Source organism: Pseudomonas sp. 3A(2025), from assembly GCF_054589175.1.
Genome location: NZ_BAAILM010000031.1, coordinates 58664 through 77053, shown reverse-complemented (window position 1 = coordinate 77053; position 18390 = coordinate 58664). Strand labels below are relative to the sequence as shown.

General features: G+C 61.8%; 17 protein-coding genes. 11 read left to right on the top strand and 6 right to left on the bottom strand.

Annotated features, from left to right (window positions below; all coding sequences use genetic code 11):
- Positions 1-5: 5 nt before the first annotated feature.
- The 3 genes from ACYP2A_RS11575 to ku form a co-directional block, all read right to left on the bottom strand.
- Positions 6-824: an aldo/keto reductase gene (locus ACYP2A_RS11575; protein WP_459745254.1), complete on the bottom strand. Its 819-nt coding sequence runs from the start codon at positions 822-824 to the stop codon at positions 6-8.
- A gap of 200 nt (positions 825-1024) precedes the next feature.
- Complete coding sequence (gene ligD / locus ACYP2A_RS11570; RefSeq protein ID WP_459745131.1) at positions 1025-3469, bottom strand: DNA ligase D; 2445 nt, start codon at positions 3467-3469, stop codon at positions 1025-1027.
- Between the two features lie 24 nt (positions 3470-3493).
- The gene (ku, locus tag ACYP2A_RS11565) at positions 3494-4360 is read right to left on the bottom strand and encodes a non-homologous end joining protein Ku (RefSeq protein WP_459745130.1); all 867 of its coding nucleotides are present in this window, start codon (positions 4358-4360) and stop codon (positions 3494-3496) included.
- Positions 4361-4681: 321 nt separating this feature from the next.
- On the opposite strand from ku, the gene ssuD reads away from it, so the two are divergent.
- A complete protein-coding gene (gene ssuD, locus ACYP2A_RS11560) occupies positions 4682-5827 on the top strand; it encodes an FMNH2-dependent alkanesulfonate monooxygenase (protein ID WP_459745129.1) in 1146 nt (381 codons plus the stop codon).
- Positions 5827-6915, top strand: a complete 1089-nt coding sequence (locus ACYP2A_RS11555) for a sigma-54 interaction domain-containing protein (protein WP_459745128.1) — start codon at positions 5827-5829, stop codon at positions 6913-6915. Before ssuD ends, ACYP2A_RS11555 begins: the two co-directional genes overlap by 1 nt.
- Positions 6916-6926: 11 nt before the next feature.
- Here the strand turns inward: ACYP2A_RS11555 and ACYP2A_RS11550 are convergent, their stop codons facing one another.
- Entirely contained in the window at positions 6927-7241 is a 315-nt protein-coding gene (locus ACYP2A_RS11550; protein WP_459745127.1) for an antibiotic biosynthesis monooxygenase, read from the bottom strand.
- 96 nt (positions 7242-7337) lie between these two features.
- Here ACYP2A_RS11550 and soxR point away from each other — a divergent pair, with 96 nt between their 5' ends.
- Entirely contained in the window at positions 7338-7799 is a 462-nt protein-coding gene (gene soxR, locus ACYP2A_RS11545; RefSeq protein ID WP_459745126.1) for a redox-sensitive transcriptional activator SoxR, read from the top strand.
- On the opposite strand, the gene ACYP2A_RS11540 is transcribed toward soxR, so the two are convergent.
- Both ACYP2A_RS11540 and ACYP2A_RS11535 read right to left on the bottom strand, forming a co-directional pair.
- On the bottom strand, positions 7790-9205 hold the full coding sequence (locus ACYP2A_RS11540) for an FAD/NAD(P)-binding protein (protein WP_459745125.1): 1416 nt from the start codon (positions 9203-9205) through the stop codon (positions 7790-7792). The two genes, soxR and ACYP2A_RS11540, sit on opposite strands and share 10 nt — an antisense overlap.
- Positions 9206-9236: 31 nt before the next feature.
- The gene (locus ACYP2A_RS11535) at positions 9237-9803 is read right to left on the bottom strand and encodes a helix-turn-helix domain-containing protein (RefSeq protein ID WP_459745124.1); all 567 of its coding nucleotides are present in this window, start codon (positions 9801-9803) and stop codon (positions 9237-9239) included.
- A 99-nt stretch (positions 9804-9902) separates the two neighbouring features.
- Here ACYP2A_RS11535 and ACYP2A_RS11530 point away from each other — a divergent pair, with 99 nt between their 5' ends.
- The 8 genes from ACYP2A_RS11530 (at position 9903) to ACYP2A_RS11495 (ending at position 18390) form a co-directional block, all read left to right on the top strand.
- Positions 9903-10826, top strand: a complete 924-nt coding sequence (locus ACYP2A_RS11530) for a DMT family transporter (RefSeq protein ID WP_459745123.1) — start codon at positions 9903-9905, stop codon at positions 10824-10826.
- A 274-nt stretch (positions 10827-11100) separates the two neighbouring features.
- Positions 11101-12048, top strand: coding sequence for a hypothetical protein (locus ACYP2A_RS11525; RefSeq protein ID WP_459745122.1), 948 nt, complete (start codon positions 11101-11103; stop codon positions 12046-12048).
- A gap of 229 nt (positions 12049-12277) precedes the next feature.
- A complete protein-coding gene (locus ACYP2A_RS11520) occupies positions 12278-15232 on the top strand; it encodes a monovalent cation/H+ antiporter subunit A (protein WP_459745121.1) in 2955 nt (984 codons plus the stop codon).
- On the top strand, positions 15233-15577 hold the full coding sequence (locus ACYP2A_RS11515; RefSeq protein ID WP_459745120.1) for a Na+/H+ antiporter subunit C: 345 nt from the start codon (positions 15233-15235) through the stop codon (positions 15575-15577). It abuts the gene before it with no gap.
- Positions 15574-17256: a monovalent cation/H+ antiporter subunit D gene (locus ACYP2A_RS11510; RefSeq protein ID WP_459745119.1), complete on the top strand. Its 1683-nt coding sequence runs from the start codon at positions 15574-15576 to the stop codon at positions 17254-17256. The genes ACYP2A_RS11515 and ACYP2A_RS11510 overlap by 4 nt, the downstream gene beginning before the upstream one ends.
- Positions 17253-17741 carry a Na+/H+ antiporter subunit E gene (locus tag ACYP2A_RS11505; protein WP_459745118.1) on the top strand — a complete coding sequence of 163 codons (489 nt, stop codon included), beginning with the start codon at positions 17253-17255 and terminating at the stop codon, positions 17739-17741. The genes ACYP2A_RS11510 and ACYP2A_RS11505 overlap by 4 nt, the downstream gene beginning before the upstream one ends.
- Positions 17738-18016, top strand: a complete 279-nt coding sequence (locus tag ACYP2A_RS11500) for a K+/H+ antiporter subunit F (protein ID WP_459745117.1) — start codon at positions 17738-17740, stop codon at positions 18014-18016. The genes ACYP2A_RS11505 and ACYP2A_RS11500 overlap by 4 nt, the downstream gene beginning before the upstream one ends.
- The gene (locus tag ACYP2A_RS11495; protein WP_459745116.1) at positions 18013-18390 is read left to right on the top strand and encodes a Na+/H+ antiporter subunit G; all 378 of its coding nucleotides are present in this window, start codon (positions 18013-18015) and stop codon (positions 18388-18390) included. The genes ACYP2A_RS11500 and ACYP2A_RS11495 overlap by 4 nt, the downstream gene beginning before the upstream one ends.

Here is an 18390-nt window from a genome sequence, read left to right as displayed (position 1 = left end):
CGACATCATCCCACCAGCGCAATCAACTGCTGGCGCTGGGCGTCGGTCAGGGTCGGACCACTGCCGGCGCCAGCGTTTTCGGCCATATAACGCGGGTTGCCGGTGCCAGGGATTACGCAGGTCACCGCCGGGTGTGCGAGCAAGAACTTCAAGGCCAGTTGCGGCCAGCTGCTGACTTGTACCTGCCCCGCCCACCCCGGCAAGGGCTTGTTCTTGAGCCGCGAGAGCAGCCCGCCGCCACCGAACGGCCGGTTGCAGATCACCGCCACACCGCGCTCGCGGCACAGTGGCAGCAGGCGTTTTTCGGCTTCACGGTCATCAAGGGCGTAGTTGATCTGCAGAAAATCCAGCGCCTCGGCCTTGAGCACCGCCTCGACCTGATCGTACGCCGAAGCCGTGTAATGACTGATGCCGATGTAACGAATGCGGCCCTGCTCTTTCCAGTCACGCAGCACCGGCAAATGGCTCTTCCAGTCGACCAGATTGTGGATCTGCATCAGATCGATACGATCGGTGCGCAGTAACCGGAACGATTCCTCCATCTGCGCGATGCCTTCTTCGCGCCCACGGGTCCAGACTTTGGTGGCCAGAAAAGCCGGCGAGCGCGGCTCGTGGATCGACAGCAGTTCGCCGGTAACCGCTTCGGCGCGGCCATACATGGGCGAGCTGTCGATCATACTGCCACCGGCGGCAAACAAGGCATCGAGCACCGCACGAAGCGGCTTGTAGGCGTCGCTGCCAATCTCGACATCAAAACCGCGATAGGTGCCCAGACCAATCACCGGCAAAGATTCGTTGCTCGACGCAATGACACGGGTCTGCATGGCGTGGCCTCCTGAGGGTGGGGAATTGATGCTGGTCACCGGGGTGTCACTGCCGGCGGCCGAGTCGAAGGCCAGCGCCGCCGTGGCACCGGCCGCCAGGGTCAGCAGGTGGCGACGGGTCAGGCGGGTTGAGTTCATGCGGGTTCTCCTTCTACAACGACAAAGAACAAGCCTAGACCCTATTCAGGCTCTGGACAGGATCAAGACTTGCCTCGCGCAACAGGACTCGCCCCCAATTGCCGCCACATCGCGCGGGTGATTCGCTGCCGGTTCCGATAACCGACCCATGGATCTTCACCCAGCGTTTGCAAGCGTTGCTGCACATTGCCGATATGCCACTGCGCCGCCGATTTCAGGCCTGCCAGCTCATCACGGGCAATGGGCACCGACACCGGCAAACCGGGGCGCGCACGCACCGACCAGGCCGTCACCGTGCTGCCGCCACGGGTGTTGCGCAGGTAATCGATAAAGATTTTTCCGACCCGGTTTTTCGGACCGGCGGTGGCGCTGAAGCGCTCAGGCAATTGCCTGGCCATGAAACCGGCGATGGCTTTGGCAAAACCTTTAACCTCTTCCCAACCGGCATGCCGGGCCAAGGGCACGACCACATGCAAGCCCTTGCCGCCACTGGTTTTGAGAAACGCCGCCAGCCCCAGTTCATCAAGCACTGCCAGCACCATTTGCGTGGCTTCGATCATGCTGCGCCACGGCAATGCCGGATCGGGGTCCAGGTCCAGAATCAGCCGGTCGGGGGTTTCTATATGCTCGCTGGTGGCGCCCCAGGTGTGAAATTCGACAGCGCCCATTTGCACCGTCCCGATCAGTGCCGGCAGATTATCGATTTGCAACAACGGCGCATGTCCTGGGTCCAGCGCCGGGTCGAGCCGGGTGATGTGCGGCAGGGCCAGGTGCTCGGCATGCTTCTGGAAAAACGACTCGCCTTGCACGCCTTCCGGGCAGCGCAACAAAGCCACCGGCCGCCTGGCCAGCTCGGGCAACAGCCAGTCGGCGATCGACGCGTAATACTGCGCCAGTTGCAGTTTCTGCGTACCGCTGTCCTGGTCGATGACCCGCTCGGGATGGGTGATCTTCACATCAGCGATCATCGGCTTGCCAGAGGCAGGCTTTTGCGGATATTCGCGCACCACGTCACGGGCCGCCTTGTCGCTGCGCACGCTGACGAAAGACGCCTGGCGCAACAGGCCGTCGCGGGTCCATTCGGCAAACTGCACCTCGCCGACCAACTGCGGCTTTACCCACTGCACACCACGGCTCAAGGCCGGGCTTAACGTCTTGGCCAAGGGCGAGCGCTCACGGTGCAGCGGCTTGAGTTGCTCGCTCAGGTGCTTGAGTGCGGCCACGGAAAACCCCGTACCGACGCGCCCGGCATACATCAGCTCATCACCTTGATAAACCCCCAGCAACAACGCCCCAAAGCCGCGACGGCTGCCTTGTGGCGCGGTAAATCCGATGATCACGAACTCCTGGCGCAAGCGGCACTTGAGCTTGATCCAGTCGTTGTTGCGCCTTCCGGCGTAAGGGCTGCCGCTGTGCTTGCCGATCACGCCTTCCAGACCCAGCGCGCTGGCACTTTCGATGATCTCTCTGGGACCGCAACGAAAGGCATCGGAAAAGCGCAGTAACGGCCCATCATGCCCGGCTAGCGCCTGCGACAGGGCTTCGCGTCGCGTTTCCAGCGGCTTCTGGCGCAGGTCGCGGCCGTCGAGCCAGGGTGCATCGAACAGGTAATAAATGATCGGCTGGTCGCGGTCTTCTTCGAATGCGCGCTGCAAGGCCTGAAAGTCCGGCAGGCCCTGCTCATTGAGCACCACCACTTCGCCGTCCAGCCAGCTTTCTTGCAGGTTCAGCGCCGCCAGCGCCTTGGCCAGCCCTGGCATGCGCCGGGTCCAGTCGTGGCCGTTACGGCTGAGCAGGCGCACCTTGCCGTCTTGAATGCGGGTCATGATCCGGTAGCCGTCGAACTTGATTTCGTACAGCCATTCGCCGCTGGGCGGGGTCTCGACCAGCGTCGCCAGTTGCGGAGTCAGGCTTTCGGGAAATGCTTGCGCCTTGTCCTCGGCCGGTCCGCGACCCAGCACGCTGTCGGGCTGCTCGCGGGTGATATCGAACTCATCGACGGGCCGGGCCATGGCATCTTTTGCCTTGATCAGCAGCCATTGCTGCTTGCTGCCGCTGCCCTTGAGCCGGGTGCGCACCAGCGCCCAGTCGCCGCTCAGTTTCTCGCCCACCAGGGTGAATTCCAGCTTGCCCGCCGCATAGGCCTGGCGCGGGTCGCCGTGCGGCTGCCAGACCCCGCGATCCCAGACAATGACGTCACCGGCGCCGTACTGACCGGCCGGAATCGTTCCCTCGAAAGAGGCATAGCCCAGCGGATGATCCTCAACATGCACCGCGAGGCGTTTTTGCGCCGGGTCAAGACTCGGGCCCTTGGGCACGGCCCAGCTTTTAAGGGTGCCATCCAGTTCCAGGCGAAAGTCGTAGTGCAGGTTGCGCGCATCATGCTTCTGAATGACGAACGCCAGCGCCTGGCTATCTTTACGACGGCGGTCAGAGGGTGATTCGGGCGGCTCCGAGGTGATATCGAAACGGCGCTTGCGGGTGTACTCACTGACAGGGCTGGCCATTGCAATGGATCTCCTTCAAACGCCCTATGAGGCCTTGCGCGTTTTTTCAGGCTTGTCGCTACCGGCTTTTTTGCTCGCCGTCCGCTTGGCACCACCGCCCTTGCCCGCCAGGCTGCGGCGCAACAGGTCGGTCAGGTCAAGAACATCCGCGCCTTGCCGTTCGACCTCCGTTTCGTCAGCGTCGACGGTTTGCAGCTTGCCGTCGCGGGCTTTGGTCTCGACCAGTTTCATGATCTTGTCCTGAAAGGTGTCGCGGTAGTCGTCCGGCTTCCAGTCGATGCTCATGTCCTTGACCAGACGCTTGGCCATGTCGCGCTCGCGCTTGGTCAGCTCGGCCCTGGTCACCGATTCATCAAGCTCCAGGGTGTCGGCCAGGTCGCGCACCTCGCTGGGCCAGCGCAGCATCACCAGCACCAGCGCCGAATCCAGCGGCATCAGTGCAGCCAGGTGCTCACGGGTGTGCAGCACGACATTGGCCAAGGCGACTTTCTTGCTGTCGAGCAGGGTTTCACGCAGTAGCGCGTAGACTTTTTCGCCGCGCTTGTCGGGGGCCAGGTAATACGGTGTGTCGATGTTTTGCAGGGGAATCTGACGGCTGTCGACAAAGCCGAAAATCTCGATGGTCTGTGTCGCCTTGGGGTGCGCCGCATGAATTTCTTCTTCGCTGAGGACGATGTAGCGACCCTTCTCGACCTCCACGCCCTTGACGATATTCTCGGTGCTGACTTCCTTGCCAGTGGTCTTGTTGACGCGCTTGTAACCCACCGGGTCCATGCTGCGCTTGTCGAGCCAGTCGAAATCGACACGCTGCGACGCCGTCGCCGAGATCAGCCCCACCGGGATATGTACCAGCCCGAAACTGATCGCGCCCTTCCAGATTGCCCTTGCCATTGCATTAATTCCTGCAGGTGGTGTTCACGGATGACTGAGCAGATTTTGCAAAAGTTTCGCTGCCCGGACAGGCGTGACCGGTCTGAAAGGCTTGGCCAGAGAGGACACTGTTTCTACAGCAACAGTGGGGCACTGTAAGAACACAGACAGTGGCGTCTCTTATATTCATTTCAGGTCTAAAAATATGGTTTTACGTTCTTTTGCGGAATATTTCAGACCCTTTATAAAGGCTGTCACTGATGCAACGCGCCGCCACTGTCGCCTGGACGACAGTTGATAAATCGACCCGGTGTTGCGCCACTTACAGCCCAAGGATCTGTCATGAACGTTTTCTGGTTTCTCCCCACGCACGGCGATGGTCACCTGCTCGGCACCACCAAAGGCGCACGCCCGGTCACTCTCAATTACCTCAAGCAAGTCGCCCAGGCCGCCGACGATCTGGGTTATTACGGCGTGCTGATCCCGACCGGCCGCTCCTGCGAGGATTCGTGGGTGGTGGCCTCGGCCCTGGCGCCGCTGACCCAGCGCCTGCGCTATCTGGTCGCGATTCGTCCGGGGATCATTTCGCCCACTGTCTCGGCGCGCATGGCCGCAACCCTTGACCGGCTGTCCGGCGGCCGCGTGCTGATCAACGTGGTCACCGGCGGTGACCCGGACGAGAACCGTGGCGACGGTATTCACCTTAGCCACAGCGAGCGCTACGAGGTCACCGACGAGTTCCTGCAAATCTGGCGTCGAGTGCTGCAAGGCGAAGCCGTAGACTTCAAGGGCAAGCACTTGCACGTCGAGAACGCCAAGGCGCTGTATCCGCCGCTGCAAAAACCCTACCCGCCGCTGTATTTCGGCGGTTCCTCGGAGGCAGCACATGAGCTGGCAGCCGATCAGGTCGATGTTTATCTGACCTGGGGCGAACCACCGGCAGCGGTGGCGGCAAAAATCGCCGATGTGCGTGAGCGCGCAGCGCGCAAGGGCCGCACCGTGAAATTCGGCATTCGCCTGCATGTGATCGTGCGTGAAACCAGCGAAGAGGCCTGGAAAGCTGCCGACACCCTGATTGCCGCGATCAGCGACGACACCATTGCCGCCGCGCAAAAGTCCTTCGCCCGCTTCGACTCCGAAGGCCAGCGGCGCATGGCCGCCCTGCACGACGGGCGCCGCGACAATCTGGAAATCGCCCCGAACCTGTGGGCCGGCGTCGGCCTGGTGCGCGGCGGTGCCGGTACGGCACTGGTCGGCAACCCGCAGGAAGTGGCGGCGCGTATCAAGGAATACGCCGATCTGGGCATCGAGAGTTTTATCTTCTCTGGCTACCCACACCTGGAAGAAGCCTATCGTTTTGCCGAGCTGGTGTTCCCGCTGCTGCCAGAACCCTACGCGAGCCTCGCCGGACGCGGCATCACTAACCTGACCGGGCCGTTCGGCGAAATGATCGCCAACGATCTGCCGCCACAGCAGCAGGCCAAGTAATGGCCTTGCCGTTGACCGCCATTGCGGCTGCCCTGCCAGTCGCCACGCAAGTGTTCGAGGACCCGAAGTCTCGCGCATTGCTGGGGCATATTCGTCAGGTGGCGCCCAGTGAGGCCAGCGTGCTGATCATTGGCGACACCGGCACCGGCAAGGAGCTGGTGGCGCGGCAGATCCACGACCTTAGCGCCCGACGTGCCGCGCCGTTTGTGGCGGTCAACTGCGGGGCGTTTTCCGAATCGCTGTTCGAGGCCGAGCTGTTCGGCCACGAGAAAGGCGCCTTTACCGGCGCCCACTGCGCCAAGGCCGGCTGGTTCGAGGCGGCCAATGGCGGCACCCTGTTTCTCGACGAGATCGGCGACCTGCCGATGTCGATGCAGGTCAAGCTGTTGCGCGTATTGCAGGAGCGCGAGGTGGTGCGCCTCGGTTCACGCAAGAGCCAGCCCATTGATGTGCGGGTGTTGGCGGCCACCAATGTACACCTCGAAAAAGCCATCAATGCCGGGCACTTTCGCGAAGACCTGTTTTACCGCCTCAACGTGGTGAGCTTGCCACTCAGCCCGCTGCGTGAACGGCCCGGCGATATCCTGCCGCTGACCCGGCACTTCATCGACGCCTATCGTCAGCGGCTGGGCTTTGCCCCGGTACGCATCAGCGCCGAAGCCGAGTTGCGGCTCAAGACCTACGACTGGCCGGGCAATATCCGCGAACTGGAAAACGTCATTCATCACACGCTGTTGCTGTGCCGCAATGACCTGATCGAAGCCAGTGACCTGCGCCTGTCGAATCTGCGCCTTGAGCGTCATGAAGCGCCCGCACGCAGCGATGAATCCGCCGACAGCCTGCTGGCCCAGGCCTTTGGCAAACTGTTCGAGCAACAGGCCGGCGCCCTGCATGAAAAGGTCGAGGATGCGCTGATTCGCGCGGCCTATCATTTTTGCCACCGCAATCAGGTACACACCGCCAATATGCTGGGCCTGACCCGCCATGTGACACGCAGCCACCTGATCAGGATCGGCGAACTGAACGTCAACAAGCGCCGCGCCGGAGAACATCTGCAAGGCGACAGGGTGCTTAATCTGTCGGTCTGATTGAGCCTTTATCAGCGTGGTGCAATCTGGCTCATGACCTGAAAACTGGCAAAAGTCGCGGCGCGTACGCGATGCTGGCGAATCAGCGCTTGTACGTCCTGCACCCCGGCCTCGATATTGCGCAGCGCCGCCTCGCAATCCTCACGCGAGCGCCAAATCACCTGATGCAACACCCGCAATCCGTCGTCGCTGGCCTGCACACTGGCGCCGATGAAACCGGGGCAGGTGCAGGTGAATTGTTCATCCACCGCCGTCAGTGCGGCGATCAACCCCGACTGCTGGCGTGGCTCGACGCTGAATTCGACAGATTGACTGTAGGCAGGCATAGGCTTCTCCACTGGTTGGCATCCGGGCAGTTGCAGGTCATGGCTGCGAAGGGTAAAACCTCCAGTTAACTTGAGGTCAAGCGTGAAATTTCTCCTATGAACAAAACACCGGTGATCGGCACCCAGCCAATGCTCAGCGTCGGACAACTGGCGGCGCGAAGTGGCGTAGCGGTCACGGCGCTGCATTTTTATGAAAGCAAAGGTTTGATCAGCAGCCAGCGCAACGCCGGCAATCAGCGCCGCTACGCACGCGAGATGCTGCGCCGCGTGGCATTGATCAAGGTCGCCCAGCGCCTGGGCATTCCGCTGGCCAATATTCATGCAGCCCTTGCAGCGCTGCCGCAGGGTCGTACACCGACCGCAGAGGACTGGGAAAACCTGTCGAAGCACTGGAAGGCTGAACTGGACGAGCGTATCCAGCGCCTGAGTGAGTTGCGCGACCAGTTGACGGGTTGCATCGGTTGCGGCTGCCTGTCGATGAAAGCCTGCCCACTGCGTAACTGGGGCGATGAGCTGGCCAACAAAGGTGCGGGGCCGCAGTTGCTCGATCAGTCTTGAGTGAGTCTCAAAGCCAGCGCCCTGGCCTGGCTGGCGACATCGGTAACCGCCGTGCTTTCCCACCACAACCCGCGTAACGGCGGGCCCATGGCGAACAGTCTTGAGGCCGGCGCGCCTTGCGCATCACGTACTGCGCCGTCCGGGTCGGCATCGATGCCCAGCGCCAGCGGTCCCGGCCGGATCAGGCTGCGGGCCAGCAACTGCTGAGGCAACGGCCGGTCGACACGGCGCCAGTCGTATTCGATGCCAGTGGAGTTGATCAGTGCGTCACCGGTGATAGCCACCGGTTGCACCTCGCCGCGTCGGCGCACGCGAATCTGCACCGTTACGCCGTCAGCAGCGACCAGGCCTTGCAAGGTCGCCGCCTGAATCGTCAGCCGGCCCTGCGCGCACAACTGCGCCAGCAACGCCGCACCTTGCGGGGGTGAGCGGTGGTGATGACTTTCCCACCACGGCCGCACATGGCGCACGAACTGGCGGCGCTGGCGGTCGCTGGCCTGGCTCCACAACCTTGCGATATGCGCACGCACCGTGTCCAGCGGTGCTTGCCAGTCGATGCCATGTTCGATGGCCAGGCGGCAGTGCTCACGCACGGCGCGCAGCAATTGCCGAGGGCTGCGAATACCGTAGTCTTCGGCAAGAAAATCGATCCACTGCGGCGGCTGACGGCGCACATGGGGCCAGAGCCCGTGGCGGGAAAACACTTCGATAGGGCCGCGATGCCCGGCCTCGCGCAGCGAAACCAGCGCATCGACCATGGTCAGGCCGGAGCCAATGATCAGCACCCGCGCCTGTGCATCGAGCCTGCGCAGGGCGGCCACATTCCAGGGGTCAAGCGATACGCTATTGAGCCCGGTCGAGGTGCGCTGCGGCGTGCGTGCCGCCGCATACATGCCGGTGGCCAGTACCGCCTGGTGGCCACGTAACAGCCGGCCATCGCTCAGGGTCAGCGTGACACCTTCGGCATCGGTTTGCAGGTCGACGACCTCAGCCTGGATATGCACAAGGCGTGAGCCCTCCTGCACGCCGAGTGCTTGTGCCTGCGCCAGCTTGTGCTGCACGTACTGACCGAACAGGCCGCGCGGCGGAAAAAGCTCGGCCACGGGCACGCCCTGGGCATGCGCCTCGGGCCAGCCGCCTGCTGCGAGGTGCGCGCTCAACCACTGGCTCAGGTCATCGCTGTTGTCCGGCTCGACACTCATGCGCGCCGCATTGCCATTCAGGGTATGGCCAGGCTCCGTGGCGCTGTAGGCCTCGCCTCGGCCCAGCTCGGCACGCGGCTCGACAATCACCAGCCGGCGCGCACCCGGCAGGCGCAGCAACTGCATGGCCAGCAAGCTACCGCTCAGGCCGCCGCCCACAATCAGCACGTCGGCCGTTTCGGTCAAGGTTGAATCCTGATGCATCGGGCAAGGCTCTGAACAGGTTGGAGTGGGGTTACAGCACGACGTTGCGCACAAAGCGCAGCAGCGTGTTGCCGTCATTGCAGAAGACGTGCGTCTGGTTGCTGGGGAACATATAGAACTCGCCGGGACCGACCTGATGGGGCTCGCGCCCGCCCAGGACCAGGTTCAGACGGCCCTCGATCACATACACCTGCTCGCTCCAGCCTTCAGGGTCGGGCTCGGACTCGTAACGGTCACCTGGTTCCAGACTGAACTCCCACAACTCGACTTCACGCCGGGCCGTGGCCTTGGACAGCAACACCGCCTTGCTGCCGGGCTGAGTACCGGCCCAGGCCAGTTCGTTGATACGGCTGTGGTCGCGCACGTCCGGCGCCTGAATCAGGTCGCTGAACGCCACTTCCAGCGCTTCGGCGACCCGGTCCAGCGTCGCCAGGCTGACATTGTTCTCGCCGGCCTCGATGGCCACCAGCATGCGCCGGCTGACCCCGGACTTGTCGGCCAGGGCGCTCTGACTGATGCCGGCGGCATTGCGCAGGCGTCGCACGTTCAGGCTGACGTGTTGCAGCACTGGCGCGCGATGGGATGTTTCTTTGTGCATGATAGTGCTCACTCAACGCGATTGCGCATTATACTGCCCACTTTGCGACACACTGTGTCGCCTTTTCTGCCTCAGCAAGCCTCACCCTTCGGTAACGCCATGAATTTTCCTCGCCGCCTGCCCCGCGTCAGTAAAGCAGAAGCTGTACTGATCTTTATCACCATGCTCTGGGGCGGTACGTTCCTGCTCGTGCAGCATGCCATGACCGTCAGTGGCCCGATGTTTTTCGTCGGCCTGCGCTTTGCGGCGGCGGCGGCCATTGTCGCGCTGTTCTCGATGAATGTATTGCGCAGCCTGACCTTGCTTGAACTGCGTGCCGGGGTATTTATCGGCGTGTCGATCATGCTCGGTTACGGCTTGCAAACCGTCGGTCTGCAAACCATTCCCAGTAGCCAGTCGGCGTTCATCACCGCGCTTTATGTGCCTTTCGTGCCTTTGCTGCAATGGCTGGTACTGGGCCGACGTCCCGGCCTGATGCCCAGCCTGGGCATTGCCCTGGCGTTCACCGGGCTGATGCTGCTGTCCGGCCCCGAAGGCGCCGCGCTGAATTTCAGCCCCGGCGAAATCGCCACCATCATCAGCGCGGTGGCGATTGCTGCCGAGATCATCATGATCAGCGCCTACGCCGGCAAGGTCGACGTGCGCCGCGTCACCGTGGTGCAACTGGCCACCGCCTCGCTGCTGGCCTTCCTGATGGTCGTACCGACCGGCGAACGCCTGCCCGATTTTTCCTGGCTGCTGTTAACCACCGCACTGGGCCTGGGTGCAATGAGCGCGGTGATTCAGGTGGCGATGAACTGGGCACAAAAAAGCGTTTCGCCAACCCGCGCCACGGTGATCTATGCCGGCGAACCAGTCTGGGCGGGTATCGTCGGGCGTCTGGCCGGTGAGCGCTTGCCGGGGCTGGCGTTGCTGGGTGGCGCGCTGATTGTGGCCGGGGTGATCGTCAGCGAGATGAAGCGACGGCCTGTGGCGCTGAAAGATGAGAGTGAAGCGCCGGAGGCTGTGCATAGGCCTGATTGATACATCCCTGTGACGGCCTGGACGCAAGTGCCGGGTCGTCAGGCGATGACTGATAAATCCGAGACATTCATCTCATTAATAAAGTCTCAAGAAACATCCTACAACGCAGACCAAAAAAGTCTGACAGCCAAGTTATCCGCGCAACGCCACTCTCCAGTCAGCCCGAACATTCCCACAAATAGCCAGGCCCTATCTGCTTCATTGCTGAGCGGTAGGCGCTTGCTGGCTACATGAAATAGAAACCGGGCGACCTATCATAAATAGAGTGGAGCCCATGATGATCGACATGAAGATTTCCGGCACGTCGCTCGTTGATAAGTTTTTGGCCCAGACGGCTGCGCAGCAAGAGAAGGACCGTTTAACCAGTACACCGCTCTCTTCAGACACCGTCATACCTGGCGAAGTCAATAAAATCGCGCCCGCCTCCCGCCAATTAAGTGAAGCGCTACAGCGTGCCGAGCAGCGCGATAAAAAACTTGATCGCCCAGCATTAAGCGCCTATGCCAAAACAGCACTAGACCAGATAACCGGACCTCACTACCACGCGTTGAAGTCGCAGCATAATGCCGAGCTTCCCAACACCAAAAATCCTGACATTCTGGCCCGCGCGAAACAGGCCACTGATTATGAAAATGGAAAGGCTCCTAACCCTTTCAAAGGCATGTCTGCCGAACTGCTGACCGCCATCAGTTACGATGACAGCGGCACATTTACCGTCAATGAACGCCGTGCCGCCTGGTCCGAATCCTATGACCAACACCAAGCCTGGGGCCTCAAGGTCATTGCCGAGGCCACCGAGGAATACAACCGCACCGGGCGCCATACCAAGATTTATGGCCAGGTCCTTGAACGTTACAAGTCCCAACCCCTGATCGAAAAAGCCCAGTTCCCCGAGAATTATGAAAAGGATCTGATCGCCAAGCGTGATGAAGCGCTGCGTCTGGCGGGCAAGCAGGCACCTAAATCCAAACCCTCGACCTTTGACATGATCCGCGAATGGCGTGCCAAACAACCGCGCCTGACCACGCTGTTTTCCATGCTGGCGGGTGTGTCACCGGACATGAATGAGCGCCTGCCCAGCAGCCGCAGCGCAAAGTTCACCAACTTTCGACCTCTCGCCACCCACAACGAGCATCCCTTCATAAAAGTCCCCACCCCACTCCCGAACACTCAAACCAGCGCTGCGCTGTTTAAAGACCTGTCGAAACCAAACGCCCCATGACCTGCAAGCGCTGCCTGCACGTCACAGGCAGTATTTCTCTACTATCCCCGGCACCTTCGCGCCGCTCGCAGGGTCGTAGCTGATAGCCCAGAGCCACCCAAGGCCTTGCACTTCGAAACATAAATCGACTTTCCAGACATGTTTTGTAGGAAAATTCGACAAAAGCGCGTTTGGACATGCACGCTCTGGCACGTATGATGCTTAACATTTCCGCGCAGACTAGAAGCCTATGACCCTGATAGTTCTACTGCTTCTGCCGTTCATTGGCAGCTGTATAGCGGCTTTTCTGCCGCACAACGCCCGTAACGCCGAGTCCATCCTCGCAGGCCTGATCGCTCTTACCGGGGCCATACAGGTTGCGCTGTGGTACCCGCAGATCGTCGATGGCGGGGTGATTCGCGAGGAGTATTTCTGGCTGCCCAGCCTGGGCCTGAATTTTGTGCTGCGCATGGACGGCTTTGCCTGGCTGTTTTCCATGCTGGTGCTGGGCATCGGTGCGCTGGTGTCGTTGTATGCCCGCTACTACATGTCGCCAGATGACCCGGTACCACGATTTTTCGCGTTTTTCCTGGCGTTCATGGGCGCCATGCTCGGCCTGGTTATTTCCGGCAACATCATTCAAATCGTATTTTTCTGGGAGCTGACCAGCGTCTTCTCCTTTCTACTGATCGGCTACTGGCATCACCGTAGCGATGCGCGACGCGGCGCGTACATGGCCTTGCTGGTCACCGGCGCCGGTGGTCTGGCCTTGCTGGCGGGCATGTTGATTCTCGGTCATGTGGTCGGCAGTTATGACCTGGACCGGGTACTGGAAGCTGGTGACGCGATTCGCGCGCATGCGCTGTATCCAGTGCTGTTGACCCTGATTCTGATCGGCGCACTGAGCAAGAGCGCGCAGTTCCCGTTCCATTTCTGGCTGCCACACGCGATGGCGGCGCCGACGCCGGTGTCGGCGTACCTGCACTCGGCGACCATGGTCAAGGCCGGTGTGTTTTTGCTGGCGCGGCTATGGCCGGCACTGTCGGGCACCGAGCAATGGTTCTGGATCGTCAGCGGCGCCGGTGCCTGCACGCTGATACTGGGCGCCTATGCGGCGATCTTCCAGAATGACCTCAAAGGCCTGCTGGCCTACTCGACCATCAGCCACCTGGGCCTGATTACCCTGTTGCTGGGTCTGAACAGTCCGTTGGCGGCAGTGGCGGCGGTGTTCCATATTCTCAACCACGCGACCTTCAAGGCCTCGTTGTTCATGGCCGCCGGCATCATTGACCACGAGAGCGGCACCCGGGATATCCGCAGGCTCAGCGGCCTGGTCAGGATGATTCCGTACACCGCGACGCTGGCCATGGTCGCCAGCGCGGCGATGGCGGGCGTGCCGTTGATGAACGGCTTTCTGTCCAAAGAGATGTTCTTCGCCGAAACCGTGTTTATCAGCTCCAGCCTGTGGGTAGAAATCGCCCTGCCGGTGGTCGCGACGATTGCCGGGGCATTCAGTGTCGCCTACTCGCTGCGCTTTACCGTCGATGTGTTCTACGGCCCGATTGCCAAGGACCTGCCGATTACCCCGCACGAGCCACCGCGCTGGATGCGCATGCCAGTCGAGTTTCTGGTGCTGACTTGCCTGGTCGTGGGTATTTTCCCCGCTCAATCGGTCGCGCCATTGCTGGCAGCCGCAGCGCAGCCTGTAGTCGGTGGCGAGTTGCCCGAGTACAGCCTGGCGATCTGGCACGGCCTGAACCTACCGATGATCATGAGCCTGGTGGCCATGGGCGGTGGCATTCTTCTGTATCTGTTGTTGCGCAAGCCATTGCGTAACGAGCGCTTCAACGGTCCTCCGGTGATTGGCCGCCTTAACGGCAAACGTTCTTTCGAGCGCATTCTGGTGGTGCTGATGCACTGGGCGCGGCGCTTCGAGCGGCAGGTGAGCACACGCCGCCTGCAACCGCAGTTGTTTGCCCTGGTACTGGCCGCGCTGGCACTGGGCTTCATGCCGCTGTATTTCAGTGGCCTGAGCTGGGGTGACCGACCGAAGATTCCGGGCTCCGGGGTGTTCGTCACGCTGTGGCTGATCGCGATTGCCTGTGCCCTTGGTGCGGCCTGGCAAGGCAAGTATCACCGGCTGGCAGCCCTGATCATGGTCAGCGTCTGCGGCCTGATGACGTGCATTACCTTCGTCTGGTTCTCGGCGCCGGACCTGGCCCTGACCCAACTGGTGGTCGAGGTGGTCACCACCGTGCTGATTCTGCTCGGCCTGCGCTGGCTGCCACGGCGTAGCGAAGATGTGCCGCCAGCCATCAGTACCCGCTTGCGCGCACGTGGCCGCCGGGTGCGCGACCTGAGCCTGTCGATTCTGGTCGGTGCCGGCATGGCCACGTTGTCCTATGCCATGTTGACCCGCCAGACCCCCAACATGATTTCGTCGTTCTACCTGAGCCGCGCCTTGCCCGAGGGCGGTGGTACCAACGTGGTCAATGTGATGCTGGTCGACTTCCGCGGCTTCGATACCTTTGGTGAAATTACGGTATTGGGTGTTGTGGCACTGACCGTGTTCGCCCTGCTGCGCCGCTTCCGCCCACCCAAAGAGAGCATCGCGCTGCCGGCCCAGCAGCGCCTGCTGGCTCGCGATGTGGTCACCGACCTGGTCAACCCGCGCAGCGCCAGCGACACCGCGCTGGGCTTCATGATGGTACCGGCAGCCTTGGTGCGCTTGCTGTTGCCGGTGGCCTTCATGGTCTCGATGTACCTGTTCATGCGCGGCCACAACCAGCCGGGCGGCGGTTTTGTCGCCGGCCTGGTGATGTCGGTGGCGTTCATCCTGCAATACATGGTCGCCGGCACCCAGTGGGTCGAGGCGCACATGAGCCTGCGGCCACAGCGCTGGATCGGCACCGGCCTGTTGTGCTCGGTACTGACCGGCCTGGGCGCGATGGCCTTGGGTTATCCGTTCATGACCACCCATACCGCGCATCTGGACCTGCCGATTCTGGGCGAGATTCATGTCGCCAGCGCACTGTTCTTCGACATCGGCGTGTACGCCGTGGTGGTTGGCTCGACACTGTTGATCCTCACCGCACTGGCGCACCAGTCGGTGCGCAGCCATCGCCCGACGCTGTTGCCCAAGCCGGTTGCCAAATCAGAACCTGCACCTTCAACACCCGCTTCACCGACAGAGGGAGCCCTGTAAATGGAAGAAGTCATTGCCGTAGCCATCGGCGTGCTGGCCGCCTCAGGGGTCTGGCTGATCCTGCGACCAAGGACCTTTCAGGTAATCATGGGCCTGTGCCTGCTGTCGTACGGGGTCAACCTGTTCATTTTCAGTATGGGCAGCCTGTTTATCGGCAAGGAGCCGATCATCAAGGACGGTGTGCCGCAAGACCTGCTCAATTACACCGATCCGTTGCCCCAGGCGCTGGTGCTGACCGCCATTGTCATCAGCTTTGCCATGACCGCATTGTTTCTGGTGGTGCTGCTGGCCTCGCGCGGCCTGACCGGCACTGACCATGTGGACGGTCGGGAGCCCAAGGCATGAGTGTGCTGAACCAACTGATCGTCATCCCGATCCTGCTGCCGCTGCTGACCGCCGGTCTGATGCTCTGGCTGGGCGAAAAGCACCGGCCGCTGAAGGCACGCATCAACCTGTTGTCGACCCTGATCGGCCTGGGCGTTGCGATCCGGCTGCTGATGGAGGTCCAGGCCACCGGCAGCATGGGCTCGATCGGCGTCTACATGCCGGGCAACTGGGAAGCGCCGTTCGGCATCGTGCTGGTGGTCGATCACCTGTCGGCCCTGATGCTGGTACTCACCGGCATCATCGCGGTCTGCGCCCTGCTGTTTGCCCTGGCGCGCTGGGACAAGGCCGGTGCCAGCTTTCATGCCTTGTTCCAGATGCAGTTGATGGGCTTGTACGGCGCGTTCCTGACTGCCGACCTGTTCAACCTGTTCGTGTTCTTCGAAGTGCTGCTGGCCGCGTCCTACGGTTTGCTGCTGCATGGCTCGGGACGCGCACGGGTGTCGGCAGGCCTGCATTACATTGCGATCAACCTGCTGGCCTCTTCACTGTTTCTGATCGGCGCCGCGCTGATCTACGGCGTCACCGGCACGCTGAACATGGCGGACCTGGCAATCAAGATTCCGCAAGTGCCCGAGGCCGATCGCGGCCTGCTGCATGCGGGCGCGGCGATCCTGGCCACGGCGTTTCTGGCCAAGGCCGGCATGTGGCCGCTGAATTTCTGGCTGGTGCCTGCCTATTCGGCGGCCAGCGCACCGGTGGCGGCGATGTTCGCGATCATGACCAAGGTCGGCATCTATACCCTGCTGCGCCTGTGGACGTTGCTGTTTTCCAGCCACGCCGACGACTCGGCGTACTTTGGCGGTGACTGGCTGATCTTCGGCGGCATGGCGACCATTTTCACGGCCGCCGTTGCGGTCATCGCCGCCCAGCGCCTGGAGCGCATGGCCAGCCTGAGCATTCTGGTCTCGGCAGGCATCCTGCTGTCGGCCATCGGCTTTGCCCAGCCGAGCCTGACCAGCGGCGCGCTGTTCTATATGGTCAGCTCGACCCTGGCGCTCAGCGCGTTGTTCTTGCTGGGCGAACTGATCGAGCGCTCGCGCTCGGCCAACCAGTTCGGTGAGGACGAAGAAGCCGACCAGCTACCGCATAACCTTGAATCCCTGCACCCGCCACGCGGCAGCAACCTCGACGAAGAAGAGAATATCGTGGTCGGCCAGGTGATTCCGATGACCATGGCCTTCCTGGGCTTGTGCTTTGTCGCCTGCGCCCTGCTGGTGATCGGCATGCCGCCGCTGTCGGGCTTTATCGGCAAGTTGACCCTGCTTAGCGCCCTGCTCAACCCACTGGGCCTGAACGTCGCGCAGGACGAGCCGCTGTCGATTCAGGCGTGGATGCTGATCGCGCTACTGATTTTCTCCGGGCTGGCCTCGCTGATGTCGTTCGTGCGGCTTGGTGTACAGCGCTTCTGGACCCCGTACGAGGTTTCGCCACCGATGCTGCGCCACAGCGAATACCTGCCTATCGTGGTGCTGCTGGGTCTGTGTATCGCCCTGACCTTCAAGGCAGAAGCGTTGCTGCGCTACACCCAGGACACTGCAGCGGCCCTGCATGAACCGCTGCAATACGTACAGTCGGTGATGGCGACCCGTCCGGTACCGGGCCCGCTGGTCGAGACCGCGCAGGGGGTGACGCCATGAAACGCCTTTTCCCCGCCCCGTGGTTTTCTCTGGCCCTGTGGGCATTGTGGCTGGTGCTGAACCTGTCGCTCAGCGCCGGGCACATTCTGCTTGGTGCGCTTCTGGGCTTTCTGGCACCACTGATGTTCGCCTCATTGCGGCCCATGCCGGTACGCATCAGCAAGCCGGGCACTATCGTGCGCTTCATCCTGCAGGTGGGCGTGGATGTACTGCGCTCCAATCTGCAGGTGGCCCGCTCGGTGTGGACACTGAAAAGCCGGCCGCCACGCTCGGCCTTTGTCAGCGTGCCGCTGGACATGCGTGATGCCCAGGGCCTGGCGGCGCTAGCCATGGTCTGCACCGTAGTGCCCGGCACCGTGTGGTCGGAGCTGGCACTGGACCGCAGTATTTTGCTGATGCATGTGTTCGATCTGGAAGACGAAGCGCAATTCATCGACCACTTCAAGCACACCTATGAGCGCCCCTTGATGGAGATTTTCCAATGAGTGCCCTGCTCAACCTTGCCATTCTGATCAGCCTGTCGATCTTCGCCCTGGCGATGGTGCTGACGCTGGTGCGCCTGTTCAAGGGCCCTTCGGCTCAGGACCGGGTACTGGCGCTGGACTATCTGTACATCATTGCCATGCTGATGATGCTGGTGCTGGGCATTCGTTATGCCAGCGACACCTATTTCGAGGCAGCACTGTTGATTGCCCTGTTCGGCTTCGTCGGCTCGTTCGCCCTGGCCAAATTCCTGCTTCGCGGAGAGGTGATCGAATGACCAACCTGCAAGAGTTGCCCCTGTGGGTCGAGATTCTGACCGCTGGCTTGTTGCTGATCAGCAGCCTGTTCACCCTGACCGGTGCACTGGGCCTGCTACGCCTCAAGGACTTCTTCCAGCGCATGCACCCCACAGCACTGGCGTCGACCATCGGCGCCTGGTGCGTGGCGCTGGCCTCGATCCTGTATTTCTCGGCCCTCAAGCAAGGGCCGGTACTGCATGCCTGGCTGATCCCCATCCTCCTGGCAATCACGGTGCCGGTCACCACCTTGCTGTTGGCACGCACCAGCCTGTTTCGCAAGCGCATGGCAGGTGAAGACGTCCCGCCCGAGGTCAGTGGCGACCGGCCGGAGCACCAGCCGGCAGACCGTTGA

Coding starts and splice junctions, on each gene's coding strand:
- ACYP2A_RS11575 (WP_459745254.1), bottom strand. CDS start 824: ATGCAGACCCGTGTCATTGCGTCGAGCAACGAATCTTTGCCGGTGATT.
- ligD (WP_459745131.1), bottom strand. CDS start 3,469: ATGGCCAGCCCTGTCAGTGAGTACACCCGCAAGCGCCGTTTCGATATC.
- ku (WP_459745130.1), bottom strand. CDS start 4,360: ATGGCAAGGGCAATCTGGAAGGGCGCGATCAGTTTCGGGCTGGTACAT.
- ssuD (WP_459745129.1), top strand. CDS start 4,682: ATGAACGTTTTCTGGTTTCTCCCCACGCACGGCGATGGTCACCTGCTC.
- ACYP2A_RS11555 (WP_459745128.1), top strand. CDS start 5,827: ATGGCCTTGCCGTTGACCGCCATTGCGGCTGCCCTGCCAGTCGCCACG.
- ACYP2A_RS11550 (WP_459745127.1), bottom strand. CDS start 7,241: ATGCCTGCCTACAGTCAATCTGTCGAATTCAGCGTCGAGCCACGCCAG.
- soxR (WP_459745126.1), top strand. CDS start 7,338: ATGAACAAAACACCGGTGATCGGCACCCAGCCAATGCTCAGCGTCGGA.
- ACYP2A_RS11540 (WP_459745125.1), bottom strand. CDS start 9,205: ATGCATCAGGATTCAACCTTGACCGAAACGGCCGACGTGCTGATTGTG.
- ACYP2A_RS11535 (WP_459745124.1), bottom strand. CDS start 9,803: ATGCACAAAGAAACATCCCATCGCGCGCCAGTGCTGCAACACGTCAGC.
- ACYP2A_RS11530 (WP_459745123.1), top strand. CDS start 9,903: ATGAATTTTCCTCGCCGCCTGCCCCGCGTCAGTAAAGCAGAAGCTGTA.
- ACYP2A_RS11525 (WP_459745122.1), top strand. CDS start 11,101: ATGATGATCGACATGAAGATTTCCGGCACGTCGCTCGTTGATAAGTTT.
- ACYP2A_RS11520 (WP_459745121.1), top strand. CDS start 12,278: ATGACCCTGATAGTTCTACTGCTTCTGCCGTTCATTGGCAGCTGTATA.
- ACYP2A_RS11515 (WP_459745120.1), top strand. CDS start 15,233: ATGGAAGAAGTCATTGCCGTAGCCATCGGCGTGCTGGCCGCCTCAGGG.
- ACYP2A_RS11510 (WP_459745119.1), top strand. CDS start 15,574: ATGAGTGTGCTGAACCAACTGATCGTCATCCCGATCCTGCTGCCGCTG.
- ACYP2A_RS11505 (WP_459745118.1), top strand. CDS start 17,253: ATGAAACGCCTTTTCCCCGCCCCGTGGTTTTCTCTGGCCCTGTGGGCA.
- ACYP2A_RS11500 (WP_459745117.1), top strand. CDS start 17,738: ATGAGTGCCCTGCTCAACCTTGCCATTCTGATCAGCCTGTCGATCTTC.
- ACYP2A_RS11495 (WP_459745116.1), top strand. CDS start 18,013: ATGACCAACCTGCAAGAGTTGCCCCTGTGGGTCGAGATTCTGACCGCT.